The organism is Curtobacterium flaccumfaciens UCD-AKU (genome assembly GCF_000349565.1).
Classification (GTDB): domain Bacteria; phylum Actinomycetota; class Actinomycetes; order Actinomycetales; family Microbacteriaceae; genus Curtobacterium; species Curtobacterium poinsettiae.
This window is the reverse complement of the sequence record NZ_KB714629.1, coordinates 54330-75063: the sequence shown is the minus strand read 5'-3', so window position 1 is coordinate 75063 and position 20734 is coordinate 54330. Positions and strand designations below refer to the sequence as shown.

Genomic DNA, 20734 nt, shown 5'->3' with positions numbered 1-20734 from the left:
AGGAGACCCTCATGTCGACGTTCCGCACGACCCGCACCATGGGTCGGCGCGCGCGTGTCGACATATGGTCGAGCACAGCCTGCGTGCACGAGCACGCCCCTGCATGACGAGAGCACTGCCCATCCGGGTGGTGCTCTTCGTGGTTCCAGGGGTGTGAACAGGCCGTGTTCACCCGTTCCGCGTCGTCGGTCCGACGCACCCGCAGCGCCTGGAAGCCGTCCAGGCACGTCGGAAGGGAACCCATGCGCACTCTCGTCCTCAACGCCGGTTACGAGCCCCTCGCGGTGATCTCGTTCCGACGAGCCCTCGTGCTGGTCATGAACCAGAAGGCCGCCGTCGTCGCGGCCGACGTCGAACACCCGGTCACCGGGTCGACGTCGAGCTACGAACGTCCGACGGTCATCATCCTCACCCGCTACGTCCGCATCCCGCACTCCCGGCTCGTGCCCGTGTCCCGTCGCGGCGTCCTGCGTCGCGACGGCAACCACTGTGCCTACTGCGGCCGGCACGCCACCACCATCGACCACGTGCACCCGCGGTCGCGCGGTGGGCAGGATTCGTGGGAGAACCTGGTCGCCTGCTGCCTGACCTGCAACAACACCAAGGGCGACCGCACCCCGCAGGAGATGGGGTGGCGCCTCCGGTTCCCGCCGAAGGTGCCGCACGGGTCCTCGTGGGTCGTGCGTGGCATCGAGCGCCCGCAGGCGGAGTGGGACGAGTACCTCGTGGCCGCGTAGCGGCCGTCGGTGGGAGGCACCACGAGACGGACGGGAGGCCCGTGGCGACGCCGCCACGGGCCTCCCGTCCGCCCTGACGCGCGTGCAGGGCACGCGGGGTGATCCGGGTCCGCACTACGCTGACGTGAGGACGAGTCACCAGACGCCCCGACGACCGAGACCCGCGAGGACAGCATGGCTGCAGGAGCAGATCGCTCGACCGACACGGCAGCGGCACGGAACCCGTGGCAGCGCTTCTGGGACCGCGGCGGCTGGTGGCGCGCAGTGCTCGCCGTCGTCCTCTACCTCGCCGTCTACGAGGGGCTCGGCTGGCTGAACGCCCGCACCCTCGCCAGCGACATCACCGCGGACGAGCTGTTCGCCACACCCCGCGGAGCCGTCGTGGGCGTCGCCCTGCCGATCATCGTGATGGGGCTGCTCACCCTGGTCTTCGTCCGCACGCTCGGCTGGGGGCGCGAGGTCTTCGGTCGCCAGCCACTGCCGGGGCGGGGGTGGATGTGTACCGCCGTCGTCCTGCTGCTCGTCCCGATCGTGATCCGGCTCGTCGCGACCAACTGGTCGTCGTACTCGGTCGCCGTGGTCTTCGCGGTGCTCTTCCTCGGTCTGTGCATCGGGTTCGCCGAGGAACTCGTCGCACGCGGCGTCGCCGTGAACCTGCTCCGCCGCGGGCGCCACACCGAACGCACCGTCGCGCTGCTGTCGTCGGTGTTGTTCGGGCTGATGCACGCCTCGAACGCCATCGGCGGGACCCCGCTCGTCACGGTGGCCGTCACGGTCGTGTACACGTTCGGCGCCGGCATGATGTTCTACCTGTCGATGCGTGTCACGGGCAGCATCGTCCCCGCGATGCTGCTGCACGCGGCGACCGACCCGACCACGATCCTGGCGACCGGTGGCATCGACACCACCGCCGCGACCGCCGGCGACGCCGGGCTGATCAGCCTGGCGGGGATCTTCAACTTCGTCTACCCGGTGCTCGCGCTCCTGGTGCTGTTCTTCATCAAGGGCCGTGTCAGCAGCCCCGAGACCGAGACCGAGACCGAGCCCGACCCGCAGGGAGTGGCCGCATGACCGCCGCAGTCAATGGGCGTCGTGAGGTCCCGCGGCTGTTCTCGATCGCCCTCGTCGCCTGCGTGGTCTACGTGCTCATGGCTGCCGGCGTCGGGAACCTGCTCAGCGCTGTCGTCAACGGGGAGGACCACCCGATCGCGGACTGGCTCGCCGGCACCTGGATCCCGGTCAGCATCATGATCGCCGCCGGGGTGTTCTTCGCCCGGCGCTCGGGGTGGTGGAACGACATCTGGCGAGAACCGGCTGTCGCCGTCGGGCGACCCCGGCGCTGGTGGTGGCTCGCCGCTCCGGTGCTGTCCCTCGTCTCGACAGTGATCTTGTTCAGCCTCGTGCCGTGGTCCGAGGCGTCGGCCGGGATCATCGTCGTCGTGCTCATCGGTGCGCTCGGCGTCGGCGTCGGCGAGGAGCTGTTCTTCCGCGGGATCCTCGTCACCGCGCTCCGCGCACATCACTCCGAGTTCGTCGTCCTCATCGTCTCCTCGGTGCTGTTCGGCCTCGCCCACGTGGTCGGCTTCGTGATCGCCGGACTCCCGCTCGGCTTGATCCTGTTCCAGGTGGCGTTCCTCAGCATGGACGGAGCACTCTTCTACGCGGCCCGCCGCGCCACCGGGAGGCTGTGGGTGCCGATGCTCTTGCACGGGCTCAACGACGCCGCGCTGTTCCTGCAGACCGCCGGACGGAACCACGAGGGCGCCGAACCACCGTCAACGACCGGGGTCATCGAGATCATCCTGATCGGGCTCTCCGTCGCGATCGCGATCAGCGTGGTGCGCGAGACGCTCCGCAGTCGACGGGACCGCCGCGCCACGCCGGGCGGCACCGAGACCACCTGACCCGGCCGGGCTGTCCGGACAGGTGCCGATCGATTTCACCTGCCGTCCACGCCGTGTGCACCGGGACGGAACCCCGCCCCACCGGTTGCCTGCGACAGTTGCGACGTCCGCACCGGACCGGCGTCCCGCACTGCCCGAAAGGTCTCCATGCCCCGCTCCGCACGCACCGCACTCGACACCGAGACGGACCACCAGCCACTGACCGAACGGTACGACGTCGTCGTGGTCGGCGCGGGCATCGTGGGACTCGGCATGGCGTACGAGGCACTCCGGCAGGGCGCCCGGGTCGCGGTGGTCGACCGTGCGGGTGCGGTCGTCGGGGCGAGCGTCCGGAACTTCGGCCACGCCTGCGTCACCCCGCAGACCGGCGAGGCAGCCGGGTACGCCCAGGAGGCACGCCGCCGCTGGCTCACACTCGCGCAGCTCGCCGGCTTCACGGCCCGGGAACGCGGTGCCCACGTCGTCGCCCGTCGCCCCGAGGAGATGGCGGTGCTCGAGGAGTACCGCGACTCGGGCACGGAGGTGCGGCTGGCCGACGCGGCCGAGATCGCCGCGGCCGTGCCGGTCGACCCGGACACCGCCCTGGGCGGCGCGCACCTGGCGCACGACCTGCAGGTCGACCCCCGGGAGGCAGCACCCGCGATCGCGCGCTGGCTCGCCGAGCAGGGGGTCACCTTCCACTGGCGCACCCCCGTGCTCGAGGTCGCCGCCGGCGCCGTCCGCACCGGTCGCGGCGTCGTCGAGGGGACCAGGGTCGTCGTCTGCACGAACCACGACCTCGACCAGCTCTTCCCGGAGCTCGCCGAGTCGATCGGCCTTGTCCGCTGCCGGCTCCACATGCTGCGTGCGACGATCCCCCTCGCCTTCCCGCTCGCCACACCACTGCTGACCGGGTGGTCGCTGCTGCGCTACTCGGGGTTCGCCGCGATGCCCGGCGCCGGAGCCCTGCGGGACCGGCTCGCCGCCGACCTGCCCGAGGGGATCCGCTGGGACCTCAACCAGATGTACACGTCACCGCCGGACGGCAGCATCATCGTCGGCGACACCCACGAGCGCGGGGTCGACGCACCGCCGTTCCAGGACGAAGACGGCTTCCGGCTGCTCGTCACCGAGACCGAGCGCCTGTTCGGTGCGCCGGTCTCCGTGGTCGACCGGTGGCAGGGCGTCTACGCCTCGGCGCCGGGGCGGGAGTTCCTCATCGACCAGCCGCTGCCCGGCGTCGACGTCGTGACGGTCACCACGGGCATCGGCATGACGACCGGCCTCGGCATCGCCCCGGCGGTCCTCGGCTGAGGGGGACCGTCAGTCGCGCAGCCGCCGACCAGGCCGGCCAACGCTGCGACCCCGGCGGCCTCTGGCACCGGCGCGGTCGTCACACCACGGCCACAGCCTCGTCGACCTCGGCGAGCACCGACGGCAGCTCGGCGACCGAGTCGAGGACGTGGGTGTGCTCGACCGTCGCGAAGTCCGCGTCCTGGTGCGTCCCGGTCCGCACGCCCGCCACGACGGAGGCGCCGGCGCGGTGCCCGGTGAGCAGGTCGGCGACGGTGTCCCCGACGACCGCCACGGCACGGACGTCGTCGGTGCCGGTCCGGAGCACGGCGGTGAGCACCATGTCCGGGTACGGGCGCCCGCGCCCGGCGTCGGCAGGGGAGAGCGCGAGGTCGACCAGCGGCCGCCAGCCGAGCAGGTCGAGCACCGCGTCACGCGTCGCGGGCGAGAACCCGGTGGTCAGCGCGATCTGCCGACCCGCGGCGCGGAGTGCGACGAGCGTCTCGACGGCACCGTCCACCGGCCGCACGCCCCGGTCGAGGGTGCGTGCGTAGGCGCGTTCGAACGCGGTGTTCGCCGCTGCGGCGCGGACGCCGTCCCCGTCGAAGAGCTCCGTGAAGACGGCGATCTTCGACTGGCCCATGGTGTCGACGGCGTACTGCACGGCGTGGTCGTGCTCGGCGCTCCCACGCTCGAGGCCGACGTCGGTGAGCGCGGTGCGGAAGGCGTCGAGCACGACGCCACCGTCGTCGACGGTGGTTCCTGCCATGTCGAGGCAGACGAGCGAGATCATGGGACTCCTGGGTACGTGCCGCCACGCCGGGACCGGCGCGGTCCGACCAGCGTCGACGCACCCCATGGCGGGCAGACGATGCGCGGGTGTCCGCCAGGTGAACGCCGCCAGGAGGCTCGTCACGGCCTGTGCGGACATGCAGCCGGTCCGCCAGGGGGAGCGGCTCCGGTCCCCGCTCGCCGATCTGCGTCGGTGGCGCCGCGTAGCGTCGGCCGCATGGGCGAGACACCGCACATCGACGGCGCGACCATCGACGACCTGCGCGCGCGGCTGCGTGCCACACGCTGGCCGGACGCACCCGCCGGGGTCGGCTGGTCGCTCGGTGCCGACTACGACGTCCTGCGGCCACTCGTCGAGTACTGGGCCGACGGCTTCGACTTCGACGCGCACCGTGCCGCGCTCGCCGCGCTGCCCTCGCGTCGTGCCGTCGTGGACGGCATCGGCATCCACCTGCTGCACGCCCGGGCCGCACAGCCGGACGCGCTGCCGGTCCTGCTCGCGCACGGCTGGCCGGACTCCGGCTGGCGGTACCGGAAGGTGCTGCCGATGCTCGTCGACGCCGGGTACGACGTCGTCGTGCCGGACATGCCCGGGTACGGCTTCTCGGATGCGCCGCCGCAGGTGCTCGACGCCCGGCAGGTGGCCGGCATGTGGGCGACACTGATGACGGATCTCGGGTACGAGCGGTTCGCGGTCTCCGGTGGCGACATCGGCACACACGTCGCCCGGTACCTGGCACTCGACCACCCCGACCGGGTCGTCGCCGTGCACCGCATCGACGGCGGGCTCGCCTGGCCGGGGCTCGACCCGTCGACGCTGTCCGCCGCCGAACGGGAGTTCGTCGCCGCGACCGACCGCTGGCGCACCGCCGAGGGCGCCTACGCGATGCTGCACCGGACGAAGCCGCAGACCGCAGCGGTCGGGCTGAACGACTCACCCGCTGGGCTGGCCGCCTGGATCGTCGAGAAGCTCCGGGCGTGGAGCGACTGCGACGGCGACCTGTGGTCGGTCTACACGCGCGACGAGGTCCTGGCGCTGCTCACCGAGTACTGGGCCACCGCCACGATCGGCTCGGCGATGCGGATGTACCACGCGAACGCCGCGATCCCTGCGGAGCAGCTGGAGCGACGGGTCGAGGTGCCGTCCGGGTTCTCGATCTTCCCCGGCGACCTGGTGCGGGCGCCGCGCGAGTGGCTCGAGCGGACCACGAACCTCGTGTTCCACCACGAACTCGACCGCGGCGGGCACTTCGCGCCGTTCGAGCAGCCCGACCTGTTCGTCGACGAACTGCACGCGTTCCTGGGGCCCTTCCGCCGCTAGAGTGGACGGGCCAGCCTCTGTAGCTCAATGGAAGAGCAGTTCCGTCCTAAGGAAACGGTTGGGGGTTCGAGTCCCTCCAGGGGCACCAGATCGAAGCGGTTCGAGTTCCTGCCGCGCGTCGGTGTCGCTCAGTGTCTCGACGTCGCGAGGTTGACGGCGTTCACGAGGTACGAGGTCCGGGTCGCGATCGCGTACTTCACGTCGTCGCTCACCCCGGTCGGGTCCTCCGAGAACGCATCGAGGTCGGACTCCGCGATCCCGGTGAGCGACGCGATGTTCGCCACCGTCAGCCCGGAGACCTGCGTGAGACCCTCGAGCATGCCCCGGACGCGGTCATCGTCGGGCACGCTCGAAGCCGCGGCCAGCATGGCTGCGAAGACGGCGAGCCGCTGCGATTCGTCGGGAGTCAGCCCGGTCCCGAGGGCGGTCAGACCCTGGTGCTCGGTCCCTGGCCCGGCCAGGTACGCGGAGAGCGTGGACTCCGAGATGCCGGTCATCTGCGCGATCGCCTCGAGCGCGACGGAACGGTGCTCGATCAGCGCGCGGAGTTCCGCCCGGACGTCGAGGGCCTCGGCAGTCATCTCGTTCCCTTCATCGGTCGCAGGACTCTCCGCACCATGGTGCATCATCCAGCGGGCTGGGCCGGCGGGTCCTCCGGCACGGGGTGTTCCGCCTGCCAGAGCGCGTCGACCTGGCCGAACTCCCGCGGGTAGCACTGGGTGTCGAACACCTCGAGGCCCTCGGTCGGCGTCGAGTACAGGTACCAGGGGCCCGTGCCGACGGGTCGGCTCGTCCAGGACCCGTTCGCGAACCAGAGGAGGGGCACGTCGTCCATCGGGTGTCCCGCCTGCGTCAGGCAGGCCTCGAGCCGGTTGAACGCGGCACGGTACTCGTCGAGGGTGATCCGGCCGTCGCGGATCTCGGCTCGCTGCTGGGCAGACGGATCCGCGATCGGCGCGGACTCGGCCCACGAGGCCCAGACGGCGTAGCGGGCGGAGCCGCCGCCCATCACGGAGACGGTCACCGACGCACGTCCGGAACCGGTCGCAGGGGACAGGCTCCAATGCGCACCGGTCGCGCCGGGCGTGCAGCGGGTCGGCCCGTCGACGGTCGTCCCGTCGACGGCCACGGTGAAGGTCGCCGGGTCGAGGCACTTCCACGTGAGCGTCACACGGTCGGCGTCCGCGGGGCGGGCACCGAGCGAGAACGAACCATCGCCCTGCGTGCTCGCGAAGGCCGGAGTCCCGAGGATCGTGGCGTGGTTGACGTCCTCGACCATGTAGCGCGTCGAGGTCGCAAGGGTGCTCTCCAGCGCGGCATCCGGGTCGCTCGACGGGAGGGCAGCCGCGGTGATCCCGCCCGTGACGGCCGATCCCGCCAGGAACGCCGCCGCGATCGTGAGGACCGTGCCGCGGGTCGGTCGGCGACGTCGACGGAGCGGCGCTCCGGTGGCGCTGGTCGCGTCGACCTCTGCGACGAGTGCGTCGCGCATCGCCGCGAGCCGGGGGGAGATCTGGTCGTGGTTCACAGTGTGCCTCCGAGGGGTTCCGCTGTCGCCGAGTACTGCTTGTGGAGCCGCGCCTTCGCACGGTGGAGCCGGGACTTGACGGTGCCGGGCGGGACGCCGAGGACGGTCGCGGCCTCACGCTCGCTCAGCCCCTCGAGCACGCAGAGGGACAGGACGCGCTGGTCCGCGATCGGAAGACCACGGAGTGCGGTCACGGCCTCTGCGTCGGTGAAGGAGTCCGCCGGGTCGGGTGCCGGGTCGTCGACCGGGAACCTGCCGAGGAACGAGCGGTGGCGCCGAGAGGCCCGCGTCAGGTTGTGCGCCGTGTTGGTCGCCGTGACGAGGAGCCACGGCAGCATCGAGTCGTCGACGAAACGGACGTGGTCCCGCTTCCGCCAGGCTTCGAGGAACACCACGGCGACCACGTCGTCGGCGTCGTCCGGCGTCGGGACGAGCGCTCGGACGTGACGACGCAGTCGCGCCGCGTGCCGGTCGAAGAGCCGACCGACCGCACGGCCGTCCCCGGCGACGCCCAGGGCCCAGTCGGACCGGTCCCCCGTGATCTGGTTCATGCTCTGTATTGTCCGGTCGCCCCGGATCGGTTCCTGGTTCTGCCCGACCAGTTCTCCACAACCGTCGCCCCGGACGGTAGTCGACCCCGCTGGCCCCGTACGATTGACCCCGTGTCCAAGGTCCTGAGCAGTCTCCCCGTCGGCGAACGAGTCGGCATCGCGTTCTCAGGGGGTCTCGACACCTCCTGCGCCGTTGCCTGGATGCGCGAGAAGGGAGCGATCCCCTGCACGTACACGGCCGACATCGGCCAGTACGACGAGCCGGACATCGACGCCGTCCCGAGCCGCGCCCACGAGTACGGCGCCGAGATCGCCCGACTGGTCGACGCGAAGAGCGCCCTGGTCGAAGAAGGCCTGGTCGCACTGCAGACCGGTGCGTTCCACATCCGCTCCGGCGGCAAGACGTACTTCAACACGACGCCGCTCGGTCGCGCGGTGACGGGCACGATGCTCGTCCGCGCCATGAAGGAAGACGGCGTCGACATCTGGGGCGACGGCTCCACCTACAAGGGCAACGACATCGAGCGGTTCTACCGCTACGGCCTGATGGCCAACCCGCGCCTGCGCGTCTACAAGCCGTGGCTCGACTCCGAGTTCGTCGAGGAGCTCGGCGGCCGCAAGGAGATGAGCGAGTGGCTCGTCGCCCGTGGGTTCCCGTACCGCGACTCCACCGAGAAGGCGTACTCGACCGACGCGAACATCTGGGGCGCGACGCACGAGGCGAAGAGCCTCGAAGAGCTGTCCAGCGGCCTGGACATCGTCGAGCCGATCATGGGTGTCGCCGCCTGGCGTGACGACGTCGAGGTCGCGACCGAGATCGTCAGCGTCCGGTTCGAGGCCGGTCGCCCCGTCGCGATCAACGGCGTCGAGTACACCGACGCGGTCGCCCTGGTCTACGAGGCGAACGCCATCGGTGGCCGCCACGGCCTGGGTACGTCCGACCAGATCGAGAACCGCATCATCGAGGCGAAGAGCCGCGGCATCTACGAGGCTCCGGGCATGGCGCTGCTGCACATCGCCTACGAGCGCCTGCTCAACGCGATCCACAACGAGGACACGGTCGCCTCGTACCACAACGAGGGTCGCCGTCTCGGTCGCCTGATGTACGAAGGCCGCTGGCTCGACCCGCAGTCCCTGATGCTCCGTGAGTCGCTGCAGCGCTGGGTCGCCTCCGCCGTCACCGGCGAGGTCACGCTGCGTCTGCGTCGCGGCGACGACTACACGATCCTCGACACCACGGGCCCGGCGCTGTCGTACCACCCGGACAAGCTGTCGATGGAGCGCGTCGGCGACGCCGCGTTCGGGCCGGACGACCGCATCGGCCAGCTCACGATGCGCAACCTCGACATCGCGGACTCCCGATCGCGACTCGAGCAGTACGCCGCCGCCGGCCTCATCGGTGGCGCGACGGCCGAGCTCGTCGGCGAGCTCGAAGCGGGCGAGGCCGAGGAGATCCTCGGTGGCGCGATCGTCGCCTCCGACGCCGAGGACGCGATGGGCCGTCGCACCGACCTGGCCTCCGAAGGCGCCGCCTTCGACTCCGGCACCGACTGATCGAGCGGACCCGCGCCCTGGGCGCGACCCCCTGACGACTGGAGGCCCGGTGCCGGCTGGCACCGGGCCTCCCGTCCGTCGTCAGCCGCGAAGCGCATCCGCCTCGACGGCGGTGGGACGCGACCGTATCGTTGCGGTACCGGGTCAGTCATCAGGGACTCGTCGTCACGATGCTCCTCACGATCTGTGGGGTCTGGCACAGCGGGTCGACCCGGACGGATCCGAGATGCGCATCATCTCGACGAAGGGCTGGTCATCATGGCCGCCAACTTGCAGAACATCTGGCACCGCCACGGGCTCCGGTCCCCGGAAGAACTCGCCGCCCTCGTTGCCGAGCGCCTCGAAGGAACCGGCCACCAGCTCGTCGGCGCCGGCGACGCGCGCTACGAGCCGACGTACGCAGACTTCCTCGGCGAGCAGCTCTGACCCGCAGCGGATTGCCGCTCGACCGTCGGTAGAGTCTGCGCATGCGTACAGCCCGAACCACTGCGGCGGCACTGGCGATCGTCGCGGCGGGACTGCTGACGCTCGTCGGCGTCCAGCCCGCGTCTGCCCACTCGGCCCTGACGAGCAGTACCCCGGCGGACGGGGCGGTCATCACCGAACCGCTGCAGACCGTCGACCTGACCTTCTCCGAGGCGCCGCTCGCCGGCCTCGACGCCGGGCTCCGGATCCAGGTGACGGATGCTGCCGGCACGGACGTCGCCACGGGTGACGTGACCGTCTCCGGCACGACCATGCGCCGCGCGGTCGATCTCGACCGGGGCAACTACACGGTGCTCTGGCGGTACGTGTCGCCGGACGGCCACCCGATCGAGGGCACGCTCGCGTTCGACTACCGGGCTGCAGCTGCTGTTCCGACCCCGAGCGCGACCGGTGCTCCGACCCCGACGGCGAGCACCGCGCCCACACCGAGCGCCACCGCGACGGCCACCGGGGCGTCCGACGGAGCGCCGTCGTCGTCACCGGGCATCGCGCCCGGCGTGTGGGTCGCCCTCGGCGCCGGCACGGTCCTGGTGGCCGGTGCTGTCGTCGTGCTGCTGCTGCGCCGTGGGCGCAGCGCCGAGCGCAGCTCGTAGCGCGGCGCACCTCACTTCGTGAGCAGGAACGGTCGGGTCGCAGGCGCGCACCCGACCGTTCCTGCGCACGAAGCGCACGCGGCGCGACCGCGTGCGCCACGGGAGTGGCCTCGAGTGCGGCGTCGGCGCGGTGCGGAACCCGATCGGGACGAACAACACCTCTGCGCGATCGACAGCACCATCGCGTGGCATCGAACTGTCGATCGATCCGGTCCATCCGGGCCGATCGGCGTGATACTGGGGTGGTGCGTGAACTCCAAGCCGCCATCGCAGCGGACCTCAACGTCCAGCCGACCATCGACCCGGAGCAGGAGGTCGCCCGTCGTGTCGGGTTCCTGCGCGACTACCTGCTGACGACCGGGGCGAAAGGCTACCTCCTCGCCATCAGCGGCGGGCAGGACTCCACCCTGGCCGGCCGCCTGACCCAGCTCGCGGTCGAGTCGCTCCGTGCCGAGGGGCACCCGGCCGAGTTCACGACCGTCCGCATGCCCTACCGGGTGCAGGCCGACGAGGACGACGCCCAGCTCGCCCTGCAGTTCATCGCGGCCGACCCGGGCATCACCGTGAACATCGAGCACGGGGTCGACGGGGTCGTCGAGGACACCGCGGCCTCCGGCGTCGAGCTGAGCGACTTCGTGAAGGGCAACGTCAAGGCCCGCATGCGCATGGTCGCCCAGTACGCGGTCGCCGGGCAGCGTGGCCTGCTGGTGGTCGGCACGGACCACGCGGCCGAGGCCGTCACGGGCTTCTTCACCAAGTACGGTGACGGCGGCGTCGACCTCACCCCGCTCACCGGGCTGTCGAAGAGCCAGGGGCGGCAGCTGCTCGAGCACCTCGGCGCACCCGCCCGTCTGTACGAGAAGGCCCCCACCGCGGACCTGCTCGACGAGACGCCCGGGCAGACCGACGAGGCGAACCTGGGGCTGTCCTACGCCGAGATCGACGCCTACCTGCAGGGGCACGACGTGCCGATCGAGGTCGCCGAGGCGATCGAGTCGCGCTACCGCGCGACGGAGCACAAGCGGCAGGTGCCGGCGACGCCCTTCGACGACTGGTGGCGTGCGGGCGCGTAGGCGCTGACGCGATACGGCCGGGAGGCGCGGTGCAGGTGATCCTGCACCGCGCCTCCCGTCTGTCGTCCCCGACACTTCCCTGCGCGCCCCCCGCTGTCCGCCGGCGCTCCTAGGATGGGAGCCAACGGAACAACAGATGCGGAATCCAGGCTGGTACCTGGTCCGCAAGGGGGGAAACATGGACGTCCTGTTCGCGCTCGGAGCCATCCCGCTGGTCATCGTGGGGATCATCGTCCTCGCCGTGATCGCGCTGATCTACGCCAAGGTCGTGTACCGCAACGCCGGCGCCGACGAAGCGCTCATCATCACCGGCAAGCGCTCGCGCAAGGTCAAGAACGACGACGGCACCGAGACCGTCGAGTCCGGCATCAAGGTCGTGCTCGGCGCCGGCGTGCTCGTCCGACCCTTCTTCGAGAAGGTCGCGAAGCTGTCGCTCAGCTCGCGCGCGATCGACATCAACGTCAACGCGCAGGACTCCCGAGGGGTCACCATCGACGTCGAAGCGGTCGCGCTCGTCAAGGTCGGCGAGACCGACGCCTCGATCCGGGCTGCCGCGCAGCGGTTCCTCGGGCAGGAGAAGAAGATCGACGACTTCGCGCGCGAGGTCCTGTCCGGTTCGCTCCGCGCCTCAATCGGTGCGACCGACGTGTCGACCATCATCCGCAAGCGCGACCAGCTCACCGTCGCCGTGCTCGACGTCGCGAAGGACGCCCTGCACAGCCAGGGGCTCGACGTCGACTCGTTCGAGATCAAGGGCATCTCGGACCGCAACGAGTACATCAGTGACCTCGGTCGTGCCGAGCGTGCACGCGTGCGACTCGAGGCCGAGAACGCCGAGGCCCAGGCCGACCGTGAAGCGCGAGAGGCGCGCGCGACCGCCGACCAGGCGATCGCCGAGGCCGAGAACACCCTGGCCATCCGTCGTGCCGCGCTGCAGCTCGACGCCGACCGCGCCTCTGCCGAAGCTGCTGCCGCCGGCCCGCTCGCCCAGGCGCGTGCGTCCCAGGGCGTCGTCGAGCAGGAGCAGATCACCGCGCAGAAGCGTGCCGAACTGCGCCGTGCCGAGCTCGAGTCCGAGGTCTCCGCCGTCGCCGAGGCCCAGGCGCGCAAGACCCGCGTCGAGGCCGAAGCCGCTGCCGGTGCCCAGGTCGAGACCGCACGCGCCCAGGCCGAGGCCCGCCGGATCTCCGCCGAGGCCGTCGCGGCCGAGGCGAAGGCCGAAGCGGACGCCCGCAAGCTCGCCGCCGACGCCTCACGCGCCGAGGGTGAAGCCGCCGCCGACGCGATCCGTGCGAAGGGTCAGGCCGAGGCCGATGCGACCAAGGCGCAGGCCGACGCGCTCGCACAGCACTCCGAGGCCGTCCTGCGGGTCAAGGCGATCGAGACACTGCCGAGCATCGCCCGCGAGCTCGCTGCTCCGATGAGCAACATCGACACGCTCACCGTGGTGTCCTCCGACGGCGCCGGCGCACTGTCGAAGAGCGTCGTCAGCCAGTTCAGCGAGGTCGATGCGCTGCTCGGTGCCACCGCCGGGTTCACCCTGAGCGACATCGTGAAGAGCACCACGACGGGGCAGGCAGCCGCCCGAGCCGTCGTGCGCGAGCAGGCGGCGCCGCAGGCCGAACCAGTCGAGTAACCGAGCGGACCCGTTCGGCGGGCGCGTCGGGGGTCAGCCCTCGCCGCGCCCATTCTCGTCCTGTTGGTCGCGCTGCTGCCCACCGGCGTCCTCACGCTGCTGCGACCCGGCGTCCTCGCGCTGGTCGGCCAGCCGCTGCTGCCAGACGACACTGCGAGCGGCGCCCTCGAGCACGTCGTCGACGCTGCGTCCGCTCTGTGCGGCGAGGGCGCCGCTGAGCCCAGCGGTCAGGGTCCCACCGGCCGCGGCGAGTCGCTCGACGACCTCTTCCTGCCGCTGCGTCAGGGGCTCGTCGACCAGCTCGTCGATCGTGTCGCGGATGTTCTGCTCGCTCGCGTCCAACGCCGCTTCGTCGCCGGACTGCAGGGCTGCTGCCTCGCCGACGACGACGAGACCGAGGCGCGCGGCGTCGTCTTCGGGGCGCGGGGTGCGGTGCTCGTCAGTCATGCGGTGGACCGTACGCTCCGGCGCGCTGCGCTCCCTGGACAGATGCGTCCCCCGGCGTCCGCGGACGAGCCGTCAGTCGGCCCAGCGGCGGAGCAGCCACTCGGCGGCCGCCACGCCCTCGCGCCGCTGGAAGTCGCGGATCGTGGGCATGTTCGGTGGCGCCGGCGGCAGGGCGTGCTCGAAGAACAGCCCGGCGAGCCCGGCCAGCACGGCGTCGATCGTGTCGGCCGGAACCTCGGCGAACACCGGGTGCGTGGCGAGGTGGTGCTCGACGTCGGCGTCCTCACCACGCACGAGGGTGTCGAGCAGGTAGGTCAGTGGGTCAAGCCAGTGCGCACCCACGCTCGCCCAGGGCCAGTCGACCACCCAGACGAGCCCGCCGCCGTCGACGAGCAGGTTGTCCGCTCGGCAGTCGGCGTGCACGAGGTGCTCGCCGTCGACGAGCGCGGCCGCCTGCGATGCCGCACGGGCGATCGCGGGGCCGGCGTCGAGCACGTGCGGCGGCACGACCTCGGCGACGCGGGCGGCGGTCGCGTCGTCGGTCAGCATCCGGTCCCAGGCCCCGAACTCGCCGCGCAGGTCCTCGGCGATGCGGGGGAGTGCCGCCAGGGCGCCGGTCGCGAGCGGCAGGGTGTCGAGCGCGTCGAGCACGGCCGTCGTGTCCGAACCGTCGAGGTGGCTGCCCGGGTGCTGTCCCGCGACGTCGTCGAGCACGAGCGCGACCCAGTCGTCGCCGTCGACGGTGGTGTGCAGTGCGTCGAGCAGTCGCGGCGCCTGCACGGTGGTCGGCAGCTGCGCCATGACCGTGGCCTCGCGCCGGTGCAGCTCGAAGGCCGCTTCGTTGCGCGAGCGCGACACCGTCTTCACGAAGGCGCGTCGTCCGGCCCCGGTCGTCACGCGGTCGGCGCTGCCGGGGGACCACCCGCTCGCCTGCGACTCGGCGGTCACGACGGGCCCGCCCAGCACCCCCTCCACCTGCTGCCGCAGCGTCGTCGGTACATCGGTCCAGGTGGTTCGCCCCATGACCCGACGCTACCTGAGAACCCGTACACAAACGTGCACGCTCGGCAACTTTGCGTTGGCGGCAAAGGTGCTTGCGGTGTAAAGTTGCATAGCCTGCAAGGTTGATCCTGATTTGGGGTCCCGACCAGGCCGACGACCACCACGCCACACCCCCTGTGAGGAACACCGCATGTCCACTGCCACCGCACCCGTCGAGGTGTCGCGCGGACGACAGGACTCCCCGGCGAGCACGCCGGGCAAGCCGATCATGTCGCACCGCCAGATCCTGCTCGTCATCTACGGCCTGATGGCGGGCATGTTCCTGTCCTCGCTCGACCAGACGATCGTCGGTACCGCTATCCGTACGATCGGCGACGACCTGCACGGCCTCGACCAGCAGGCCTGGGTCACGACCGCATACCTGATCGCGTCGACCATCACCACGCCCATCTACGGCAAGCTCTCCGACGTCTTCGGGCGTCGCCCGCTCTACATCTTCGGCATCGCGGTCTTCATCCTCGGGTCACTGCTCTCGACCCTGTCGACGTCGATGACCATGCTGGCCGCCTTCCGCGCGTTCCAGGGCATCGGTGCCGGTGCGCTGATGTCGCTGCCACTGGCGATCATGGGCGACATCCTCGCGCCCCGTGAGCGTGCGAAGTACCAGGGCTACTTCCTGGCGGTCTTCGGCATCTCGTCCGTCATCGGCCCGCTCATCGGCGGACTGTTCGCCGGTGCGAGCTCGATCGTCGGCATCACCGGCTGGCGCTGGGTGTTCCTGATCAACGTGCCGATCGGCGTCGCGGCGCTGCTCATGGTGATCGCGTTCCTGCACCTGCCGAAGTTCGGCGAGGCCAAGGCGAAGCCGCGCATCGACTGGTGGGGCGCGACCTCGGTCATCGTCACGCTGGCACCGCTGCTCCTCGTCGCGGAGCAGGGTCGCACGTGGGGCTGGGGTTCGGCGAGTGCGCTGGCCTGCTACGGCATCGGCGCGCTCGGCCTCGTCGCCTTCCTGGTGATCGAGACCCGCATGCAGGACGACGCGATCATCCCGCTCAAGCTCTTCCGCTCGGCCACGTTCTCGATGGCGACCGTCCTGGGCTTCCTGGTCGGCTTCGCGATGTTCGGTGCGATGCTCACCATCCCGCTCTACCTGCAGATCGTCACCGGTCTGACGCCGACGGAGTCCGGGTTCGCCACGCTGCCGATGATCGGTGGCCTGATGATCGCCTCGATCGCATCGGGTCAGATCGTGGCCCGTACCGGCCGCTACCGGATCTTCCCGGTCATCGGGACGGCGCTGGTGTCGCTCGGCTACGTCGTCCTGACGTTCATGACGATCGACAAGCCGCTGTGGTTCCTGATGATCGGCATGTTCCTGATCGGTCTCGGGCTCGGCCAGCTCATGCAGAGCATCACCCTGGCCTCGCAGAACGCGGTGCAGCCGCGGGACATGGGTGTCGCGACGTCGTCCGCCACGTTCTTCCGGCAGATCGGTGGCACGCTCGGCACCGCCGTGCTGCTGTCCGTCCTGTTCTCGCTCATGCCGACGAACATCCTGCACGCCACGGCGGACCAGTCGAACCTGAAGCCCGCCCTCAGCGCGGCGCTCGACCCGACGGTCGCGAGCGCCGAGGCGAACCAGGGTGTCATGGACCAGATCTGGAACCCGATCGTCACCCCGCTCCAGCAGCAGGTGCAGTCCGGGCTCGACACCGCCACCGACCAGGTGACCGCGGCCACCGCCGGTGCTCCCGATGCGGTGCGGCAGCAGGCGCTCACCGCAGCCGCCGACAAGGCGCACGCCAGCGTGCAGGACGGCCGACTCGTCGTCGACTGGTCCGACTCGTCGCAGCGCACCTACTGGGTGGACCAGCTGGCCCCGGAGCTGTCGAAGCAGATCGACAAGGGCGCGAACGACTCGAAGGACTCGAACGCCGAGACGAGCGACACGTCCTACCTCAACGGTGCGGACCCGGCCCTGACCCGGCCGTTCATGTCGGGGTTCAACGCCTCGGCCGTGACCGTCTACTGGGTCGGTTTCTCGGTGATCCTGCTTGCGTTCGTCCTGAGCTTCTTCTTCAAGGCGCCGCCGCTCCGCAAGAGCTCGGCCCTGCAGGAGCAGGCGGACGACGCCGGCACCGCCGACGACCTCGAAGCGCAGGCCGTGCGGGCCGCGGACACGATGGGCTCGCCCACCGCCCCGGTCACCGGTTCGATCCCGGTCCAGGGCGGTCGGTCCAAGGACTGAACCCCGCCGGGCCTCCTCGTCACACGACGCGGAGGCCCGGCGTCGCACGGACCCGAGAACAGGACGGAGCGCAGCACGTGCACCAGACCACCACCACCGAGGACCTCGTCGCGAGCGACTGCGGCCTGCGGGAACGCAAGAAGCAGCAGACCCGGTCCGCCATCCACCGGTCGGCACTCGCCCTGGTCACCGAGCGGGGGCTCGCCGGGGTGACGGTGGAGCAGATCTGCGCGGACGCCGGGGTCTCCCCGCGGACCTTCTTCAACTACTTCCCGTCGAAGGCCGAGGCGGCCCTCGGGTTGCCGGCGACGATGGTCCCGGACGCGGCGCGCGCAGCGTTCCTCGGTTCCGCGGGTCCGCTGGTGTCGGACCTCTGCGAGCTCGTCGCGCAGACGGTCACCCTGCCACAGGACCGTCGGCGCATGAAGGAGCTCGTCCGGGCCCGGCCCGAGATGGTCCCGGCGATGATGCAGTGGATGGCGCACGCCCGGCAGACGGTCCTGACGGTCGCGGCCGAGCGGGTCGGCGAGGACACCGCGCGGACCGCGACCACGCTGGTGATGGCCGCCGTGATCGAGTCGGCCCACCGGTCGGCGGACGGTTCGCGCGACGAGCTCGCGGCGCGGCTGCGTGCGGTCGTCGCCGAGATGGGGCGGCTCGCCTCCGCCTGACCGGCGCGACCATCGCGTCGCCCCCGGCGCGGGGGCGAGAACGGCCTGGAGGCGCGGTGCGGGACCGACCCGCACCGCGCCTCCAGGCCGTTGATGCGTCCAGACCGCCGCATGCGCAGTCATCGGACGGTTGCGGGGTGACTTTCGCCGAAACGGCACGAACACGGCTCTTGACGCGCAAGACATCGGATGTTTTGATTGCACCGTTCGGTCGACGGAGACCGGACGGCAGGAGACACAGATGAGCCGCATCACCGGTCTGCACGTGCACGACATCCGGTTCCCGACCTCGCGAGAGCACGACGGGTCCGACGCCATGAACCCCGCTCCCGACTACTCCGCCGCCTACGTCGAGATCACCACCGACGCGCTCGACGGCCTGGTCGGCACCGGCTTCGTCTTCACCATCGGCCGCGGCAACGAGGTGCAGGAGTCGGCGATCGCGGCGCTCCGCGGGCACGTCGTCGGCGCCGATGCCGAGGCGGTCCTGGCCGACATGGGCGGCACCTGGCGCGCGATGGTGCACGACTCGCAGCTGCGGTGGCTCGGCCCGGAGAAGGGCGTCATGCACATGGCGATCGGCGCCGTGGTGAACGCCCTGTGGGACCTGCGGGCGAAACGTGCGGGGCAGCCGCTCTGGGCCCTGCTCGCCGACCTGCGTCCCGAGGAACTCGTCGACCTGGTCGACTTCCGGTACCTGACCGACGCGATCACCCCGGCCGAGGCGCTCGAGCTGTTCCGCGCCGCCGAACCGCTGCGTGCCGAACGCCGTACCCGTCTGGAGCGCGAGGGTTACCGCGCCTACACGACGACCCCGGGCTGGCTCGGCTACGACGACGAGAAGCTCGCGCGGCTGTGCCGTGAAGCCGTGGACGACGGGTTCACCCAGATCAAGCTCAAGGTCGGCGGCGACGTGGACGAGGACGTCCGACGGATGGGCATCGCCCGCGCCACCGTCGGCCCGGACGTCCGGATCGCGATCGACGCCAACCAGCGCTGGGACGTCGACGAGGCCGTGGCGTGGATCGACCGGCTCCGCCCCTTCGACATCGCGTGGGTCGAGGAGCCCACGAGCCCGGACGACATCCTGGCCCACGCCGAGATCGCCCGGCGCATCGCCCCGATCCCGGTCGCGACGGGGGAGCACATGGCGAACCGCGTGATCGCGAAGCAGCTGATCCAGGCCAGGTCGATGTCGGTGCTGCAGATCGACGCCACCCGGGTCGCCGGGGTGAACGAGAACCTGGCGATCCTGCTCCTCGCCGCGAAGCACGGCGTCCGTGTCTGCCCGCACGCCGGCGGTGTCGGCCTGTGCGAGGCGGTGCAGCACCTGTCGATGTTCGACGCGGTCGCCCTGACCGGCGACCTCGACACCCGGTGCATCGAGTTCGTCGACCACCTGCACGAGCACTTCGTGACCCCGGTCGACGTCCACGACGGCCGCTACTGGCCGCCGACCGCGCCCGGCGCCGGCACCGAGATGCTCGCCGACACCCTGACCACCCACGCGTTCCCGGACGGCCCGGTCTGGGCCGAGTCCGACGCAGCGCACGTCCCGGACGCCGTCCGGGTCGCCTGAATCCCCCCTCCCCGCACACCCCATCACCACGACGAAGTGGAGACACCGATGCAACGACGACGTACCGCCGGGCTGGCGGCAGCAGCAGCTGCCCTGCTCGTGCTCACCGGCTGTTCCGCTGGCAGCAACGCCAGCGACGGCCAGTCGAAGGACTCCCTCACCTGGGCCATGTGGATCGCCGGGAAGGAGGACAAGGCCGCGTGGCAGAAGGTCGCCGACACCGTCAAGACCGACGACGACGTGGACGTGTCGATCCAGGGCTCCCCGTTCAACGACTACTGGACGAAGCTCCGCACGCAGCTGTCGACCGGCACCGCCCCGTGCATCGTGAGCATCCAGTCGCTCCGCGCCGCGAACTACACGGACGTGCTCGTGCCGATCGACGACATGGCGAAGCAGGCCGACCTCGACCTGAGCGAGTACGACCAGACCGGGCTCGACGGCATGAAGGTCGACGGCAAGCTCTACGGGCTGCCGTACGACACCGGCCCCATGGTCATGTTCTACAACAAGGACATCTTCGACAAGGCGGGCGTCCCCGAGCCGAAGCCGGGCTGGACGGTCGACGAGTTCGAGGACGCCGCCAAGCAACTCAAGGCCGCCGGCACGCCGATCTGGGGCACGAGCGTCGAGGACATCCCCCTCGAGTCGATGATCCTCGGCTACAACGGCGGTCGGGTCATCGGGGCCGACGGCACGCTCGACGCCTCGAACACGAAGTTCGCCGAGGGGCTCGACTGGATCGGCAGCCTGGTCAAGGACGGCTACGCCACGCAGGCGAGCACCGACGGCTCCACCGACGACAACGCGTTCGTGTCCGGTGACGTCGCGATGTACAGCGACGGCCCGTGGTCGATCATCAGCCAGAAGGCCAAGGTGCAGTTCGACCTCGGCATCACGACGATCCCCTCGGGCACGGACGGACCCAGCTCGTTCGCCGCCGGGTCGGGCTTCGGCATCTCGAAGCAGTGCAAGTACCCCGAGCAGGCGTTCAAGGCCATCACGACGATGACGAACGAGTCCACGCTCACCTCGCTCGCCGAGCAGGGTCGCGCCTTCCCGGCACGCACCGCGGCGCAGCAGGCCTGGTACGACAACGCCGGCATCGACGGGGTCGAGGACGCCCTGAAGACCGGGCTCGAGAACGCCACCCCGCTGCCCGGCAACAAGCAGAGCGACCAGCTCAACCAGCTCTTCGCGCAGTACGCCCTGCAGGCGGTGAACGGACAGACCTCCGGCAAGGACACGATGTCGTCCATCGCGAGCCAGCTCGGCTCGCAGTGACGGGCGTCACCCCTTGACGGACGGGGAGGCCCGCCACGGCCCCGCCACGGGCC

Annotated in this window: 20 protein-coding genes and 1 tRNA gene; 15 read left to right on the top strand and 6 right to left on the bottom strand. The window is 70.9% G+C overall.

Features of this window, described 5'->3' with window-relative positions; all coding sequences use genetic code 11:
- Positions 1-242 precede the first annotated feature (242 nt).
- From H489_RS32595 to H489_RS32580, 4 genes are all read left to right on the top strand, one after another.
- The gene (locus tag H489_RS32595) at positions 243-737 is read left to right on the top strand and encodes an HNH endonuclease (protein WP_017888036.1); all 495 of its coding nucleotides are present in this window, start codon (positions 243-245) and stop codon (positions 735-737) included.
- Positions 738-911: 174 nt separating this feature from the next.
- A complete protein-coding gene (locus H489_RS32590; protein ID WP_017888035.1) occupies positions 912-1808 on the top strand; it encodes a CPBP family intramembrane glutamic endopeptidase in 897 nt (298 codons plus the stop codon).
- The gene (locus H489_RS37015; protein WP_017888034.1) at positions 1805-2641 is read left to right on the top strand and encodes a CPBP family intramembrane glutamic endopeptidase; all 837 of its coding nucleotides are present in this window, start codon (positions 1805-1807) and stop codon (positions 2639-2641) included. The genes H489_RS32590 and H489_RS37015 overlap by 4 nt, the downstream gene beginning before the upstream one ends.
- Positions 2642-2788: 147 nt before the next feature.
- Positions 2789-3934, top strand: a complete 1146-nt coding sequence (locus H489_RS32580; RefSeq protein WP_017888033.1) for a TIGR03364 family FAD-dependent oxidoreductase — start codon at positions 2789-2791, stop codon at positions 3932-3934.
- Between the two features lie 79 nt (positions 3935-4013).
- Here H489_RS32580 and H489_RS32575 read toward each other — a convergent pair whose 3' ends face one another.
- Entirely contained in the window at positions 4014-4706 is a 693-nt protein-coding gene (locus H489_RS32575) for an HAD family hydrolase (protein ID WP_017888032.1), read from the bottom strand.
- Positions 4707-4922: 216 nt separating this feature from the next.
- On the opposite strand from H489_RS32575, the gene H489_RS32570 reads away from it, so the two are divergent.
- Positions 4923-6026, top strand: a complete 1104-nt coding sequence (locus H489_RS32570; protein WP_017888031.1) for an epoxide hydrolase family protein — start codon at positions 4923-4925, stop codon at positions 6024-6026.
- Between the two features lie 13 nt (positions 6027-6039).
- Positions 6040-6114 (top strand) — tRNA-Arg (locus H489_RS32565).
- 40 nt (positions 6115-6154) lie between these two features.
- Here the strand turns inward: H489_RS32565 and H489_RS32560 are convergent.
- From H489_RS32560 to H489_RS32550, 3 genes are read right to left on the bottom strand one after another with little or no spacing between them, the layout of a single operon-like run.
- Positions 6155-6607, bottom strand: coding sequence for an HTH domain-containing protein (locus H489_RS32560; protein ID WP_017888030.1), 453 nt, complete (start codon positions 6605-6607; stop codon positions 6155-6157).
- Positions 6608-6651: 44 nt separating this feature from the next.
- Positions 6652-7554 carry a hypothetical protein gene (locus H489_RS32555; protein WP_017888029.1) on the bottom strand — a complete coding sequence of 301 codons (903 nt, stop codon included), beginning with the start codon at positions 7552-7554 and terminating at the stop codon, positions 6652-6654.
- On the bottom strand, positions 7551-8105 hold the full coding sequence (locus tag H489_RS32550) for an RNA polymerase sigma factor (protein WP_017888028.1): 555 nt from the start codon (positions 8103-8105) through the stop codon (positions 7551-7553). The genes H489_RS32555 and H489_RS32550 overlap by 4 nt, the downstream gene beginning before the upstream one ends.
- Before the next feature lie 111 nt (positions 8106-8216).
- On the opposite strand from H489_RS32550, the gene argG reads away from it, so the two are divergent.
- From argG to H489_RS32530, 5 genes are all read left to right on the top strand, one after another.
- Positions 8217-9659, top strand: a complete 1443-nt coding sequence (gene argG / locus H489_RS32545) for an argininosuccinate synthase (protein ID WP_017888027.1) — start codon at positions 8217-8219, stop codon at positions 9657-9659.
- Positions 9660-9917: 258 nt separating this feature from the next.
- Positions 9918-10085: a hypothetical protein gene (locus tag H489_RS38340; RefSeq protein WP_017888026.1), complete on the top strand. Its 168-nt coding sequence runs from the start codon at positions 9918-9920 to the stop codon at positions 10083-10085.
- Between the two features lie 41 nt (positions 10086-10126).
- A complete protein-coding gene (locus tag H489_RS32540) occupies positions 10127-10738 on the top strand; it encodes a copper resistance protein CopC (RefSeq protein WP_017888025.1) in 612 nt (203 codons plus the stop codon).
- 245 nt (positions 10739-10983) lie between these two features.
- Positions 10984-11811 carry an ammonia-dependent NAD(+) synthetase gene (nadE, locus tag H489_RS32535; RefSeq protein WP_031260204.1) on the top strand — a complete coding sequence of 276 codons (828 nt, stop codon included), beginning with the start codon at positions 10984-10986 and terminating at the stop codon, positions 11809-11811.
- 178 nt (positions 11812-11989) lie between these two features.
- On the top strand, positions 11990-13447 hold the full coding sequence (locus tag H489_RS32530; RefSeq protein ID WP_017888023.1) for an SPFH domain-containing protein: 1458 nt from the start codon (positions 11990-11992) through the stop codon (positions 13445-13447).
- Positions 13448-13480: 33 nt separating this feature from the next.
- Here H489_RS32530 and H489_RS32525 read toward each other — a convergent pair whose 3' ends face one another.
- Both H489_RS32525 and H489_RS32520 read right to left on the bottom strand, forming a co-directional pair.
- A complete protein-coding gene (locus H489_RS32525; protein ID WP_017888022.1) occupies positions 13481-13894 on the bottom strand; it encodes a hypothetical protein in 414 nt (137 codons plus the stop codon).
- Positions 13895-13966: 72 nt separating this feature from the next.
- Positions 13967-14917 carry a phosphotransferase gene (locus tag H489_RS32520; protein ID WP_017888021.1) on the bottom strand — a complete coding sequence of 317 codons (951 nt, stop codon included), beginning with the start codon at positions 14915-14917 and terminating at the stop codon, positions 13967-13969.
- 169 nt (positions 14918-15086) lie between these two features.
- Between H489_RS32520 and H489_RS32515 the strand changes: the two genes are divergently transcribed.
- The 4 genes from H489_RS32515 to H489_RS32505 all read left to right on the top strand — a co-directional run bounded on the left by H489_RS32515 (position 15087) and on the right by H489_RS32505 (position 20681).
- Positions 15087-17147, top strand: coding sequence for an MDR family MFS transporter (locus tag H489_RS32515; RefSeq protein WP_017888020.1), 2061 nt, complete (start codon positions 15087-15089; stop codon positions 17145-17147).
- 77 nt (positions 17148-17224) lie between these two features.
- Complete coding sequence (locus tag H489_RS37010) at positions 17225-17818, top strand: TetR/AcrR family transcriptional regulator (protein ID WP_017888019.1); 594 nt, start codon at positions 17225-17227, stop codon at positions 17816-17818.
- A 241-nt stretch (positions 17819-18059) separates the two neighbouring features.
- Positions 18060-19397 carry an enolase C-terminal domain-like protein gene (locus tag H489_RS32510; protein WP_017888018.1) on the top strand — a complete coding sequence of 446 codons (1338 nt, stop codon included), beginning with the start codon at positions 18060-18062 and terminating at the stop codon, positions 19395-19397.
- A 48-nt stretch (positions 19398-19445) separates the two neighbouring features.
- Positions 19446-20681, top strand: a complete 1236-nt coding sequence (locus H489_RS32505) for an ABC transporter substrate-binding protein (protein ID WP_152427317.1) — start codon at positions 19446-19448, stop codon at positions 20679-20681.
- Positions 20682-20734 lie beyond the last annotated feature (53 nt).

What these genes read in the sequence shown, in the direction of transcription:
- H489_RS32595 (WP_017888036.1), top strand. Translation starts at nt 243, where the DNA reads ATGCGCACTCTCGTCCTCAACGCCGGTTACGAGCCCCTCGCGGTGATC.
- H489_RS32590 (WP_017888035.1), top strand. Translation starts at nt 912, where the DNA reads ATGGCTGCAGGAGCAGATCGCTCGACCGACACGGCAGCGGCACGGAAC.
- H489_RS37015 (WP_017888034.1), top strand. Translation starts at nt 1,805, where the DNA reads ATGACCGCCGCAGTCAATGGGCGTCGTGAGGTCCCGCGGCTGTTCTCG.
- H489_RS32580 (WP_017888033.1), top strand. Translation starts at nt 2,789, where the DNA reads ATGCCCCGCTCCGCACGCACCGCACTCGACACCGAGACGGACCACCAG.
- H489_RS32575 (WP_017888032.1), bottom strand. Translation starts at nt 4,706, where the DNA reads ATGATCTCGCTCGTCTGCCTCGACATGGCAGGAACCACCGTCGACGAC.
- H489_RS32570 (WP_017888031.1), top strand. Translation starts at nt 4,923, where the DNA reads ATGGGCGAGACACCGCACATCGACGGCGCGACCATCGACGACCTGCGC.
- H489_RS32560 (WP_017888030.1), bottom strand. Translation starts at nt 6,607, where the DNA reads ATGACTGCCGAGGCCCTCGACGTCCGGGCGGAACTCCGCGCGCTGATC.
- H489_RS32550 (WP_017888028.1), bottom strand. Translation starts at nt 8,105, where the DNA reads ATGAACCAGATCACGGGGGACCGGTCCGACTGGGCCCTGGGCGTCGCC.
- H489_RS38340 (WP_017888026.1), top strand. Translation starts at nt 9,918, where the DNA reads ATGGCCGCCAACTTGCAGAACATCTGGCACCGCCACGGGCTCCGGTCC.
- H489_RS32540 (WP_017888025.1), top strand. Translation starts at nt 10,127, where the DNA reads ATGCGTACAGCCCGAACCACTGCGGCGGCACTGGCGATCGTCGCGGCG.
- H489_RS32530 (WP_017888023.1), top strand. Translation starts at nt 11,990, where the DNA reads ATGGACGTCCTGTTCGCGCTCGGAGCCATCCCGCTGGTCATCGTGGGG.
- H489_RS32525 (WP_017888022.1), bottom strand. Translation starts at nt 13,894, where the DNA reads ATGACTGACGAGCACCGCACCCCGCGCCCCGAAGACGACGCCGCGCGC.
- H489_RS32520 (WP_017888021.1), bottom strand. Translation starts at nt 14,917, where the DNA reads ATGGGGCGAACCACCTGGACCGATGTACCGACGACGCTGCGGCAGCAG.
- H489_RS32515 (WP_017888020.1), top strand. Translation starts at nt 15,087, where the DNA reads ATGTCCACTGCCACCGCACCCGTCGAGGTGTCGCGCGGACGACAGGAC.
- H489_RS32510 (WP_017888018.1), top strand. Translation starts at nt 18,060, where the DNA reads ATGAGCCGCATCACCGGTCTGCACGTGCACGACATCCGGTTCCCGACC.
- H489_RS32505 (WP_152427317.1), top strand. Translation starts at nt 19,446, where the DNA reads ATGCAACGACGACGTACCGCCGGGCTGGCGGCAGCAGCAGCTGCCCTG.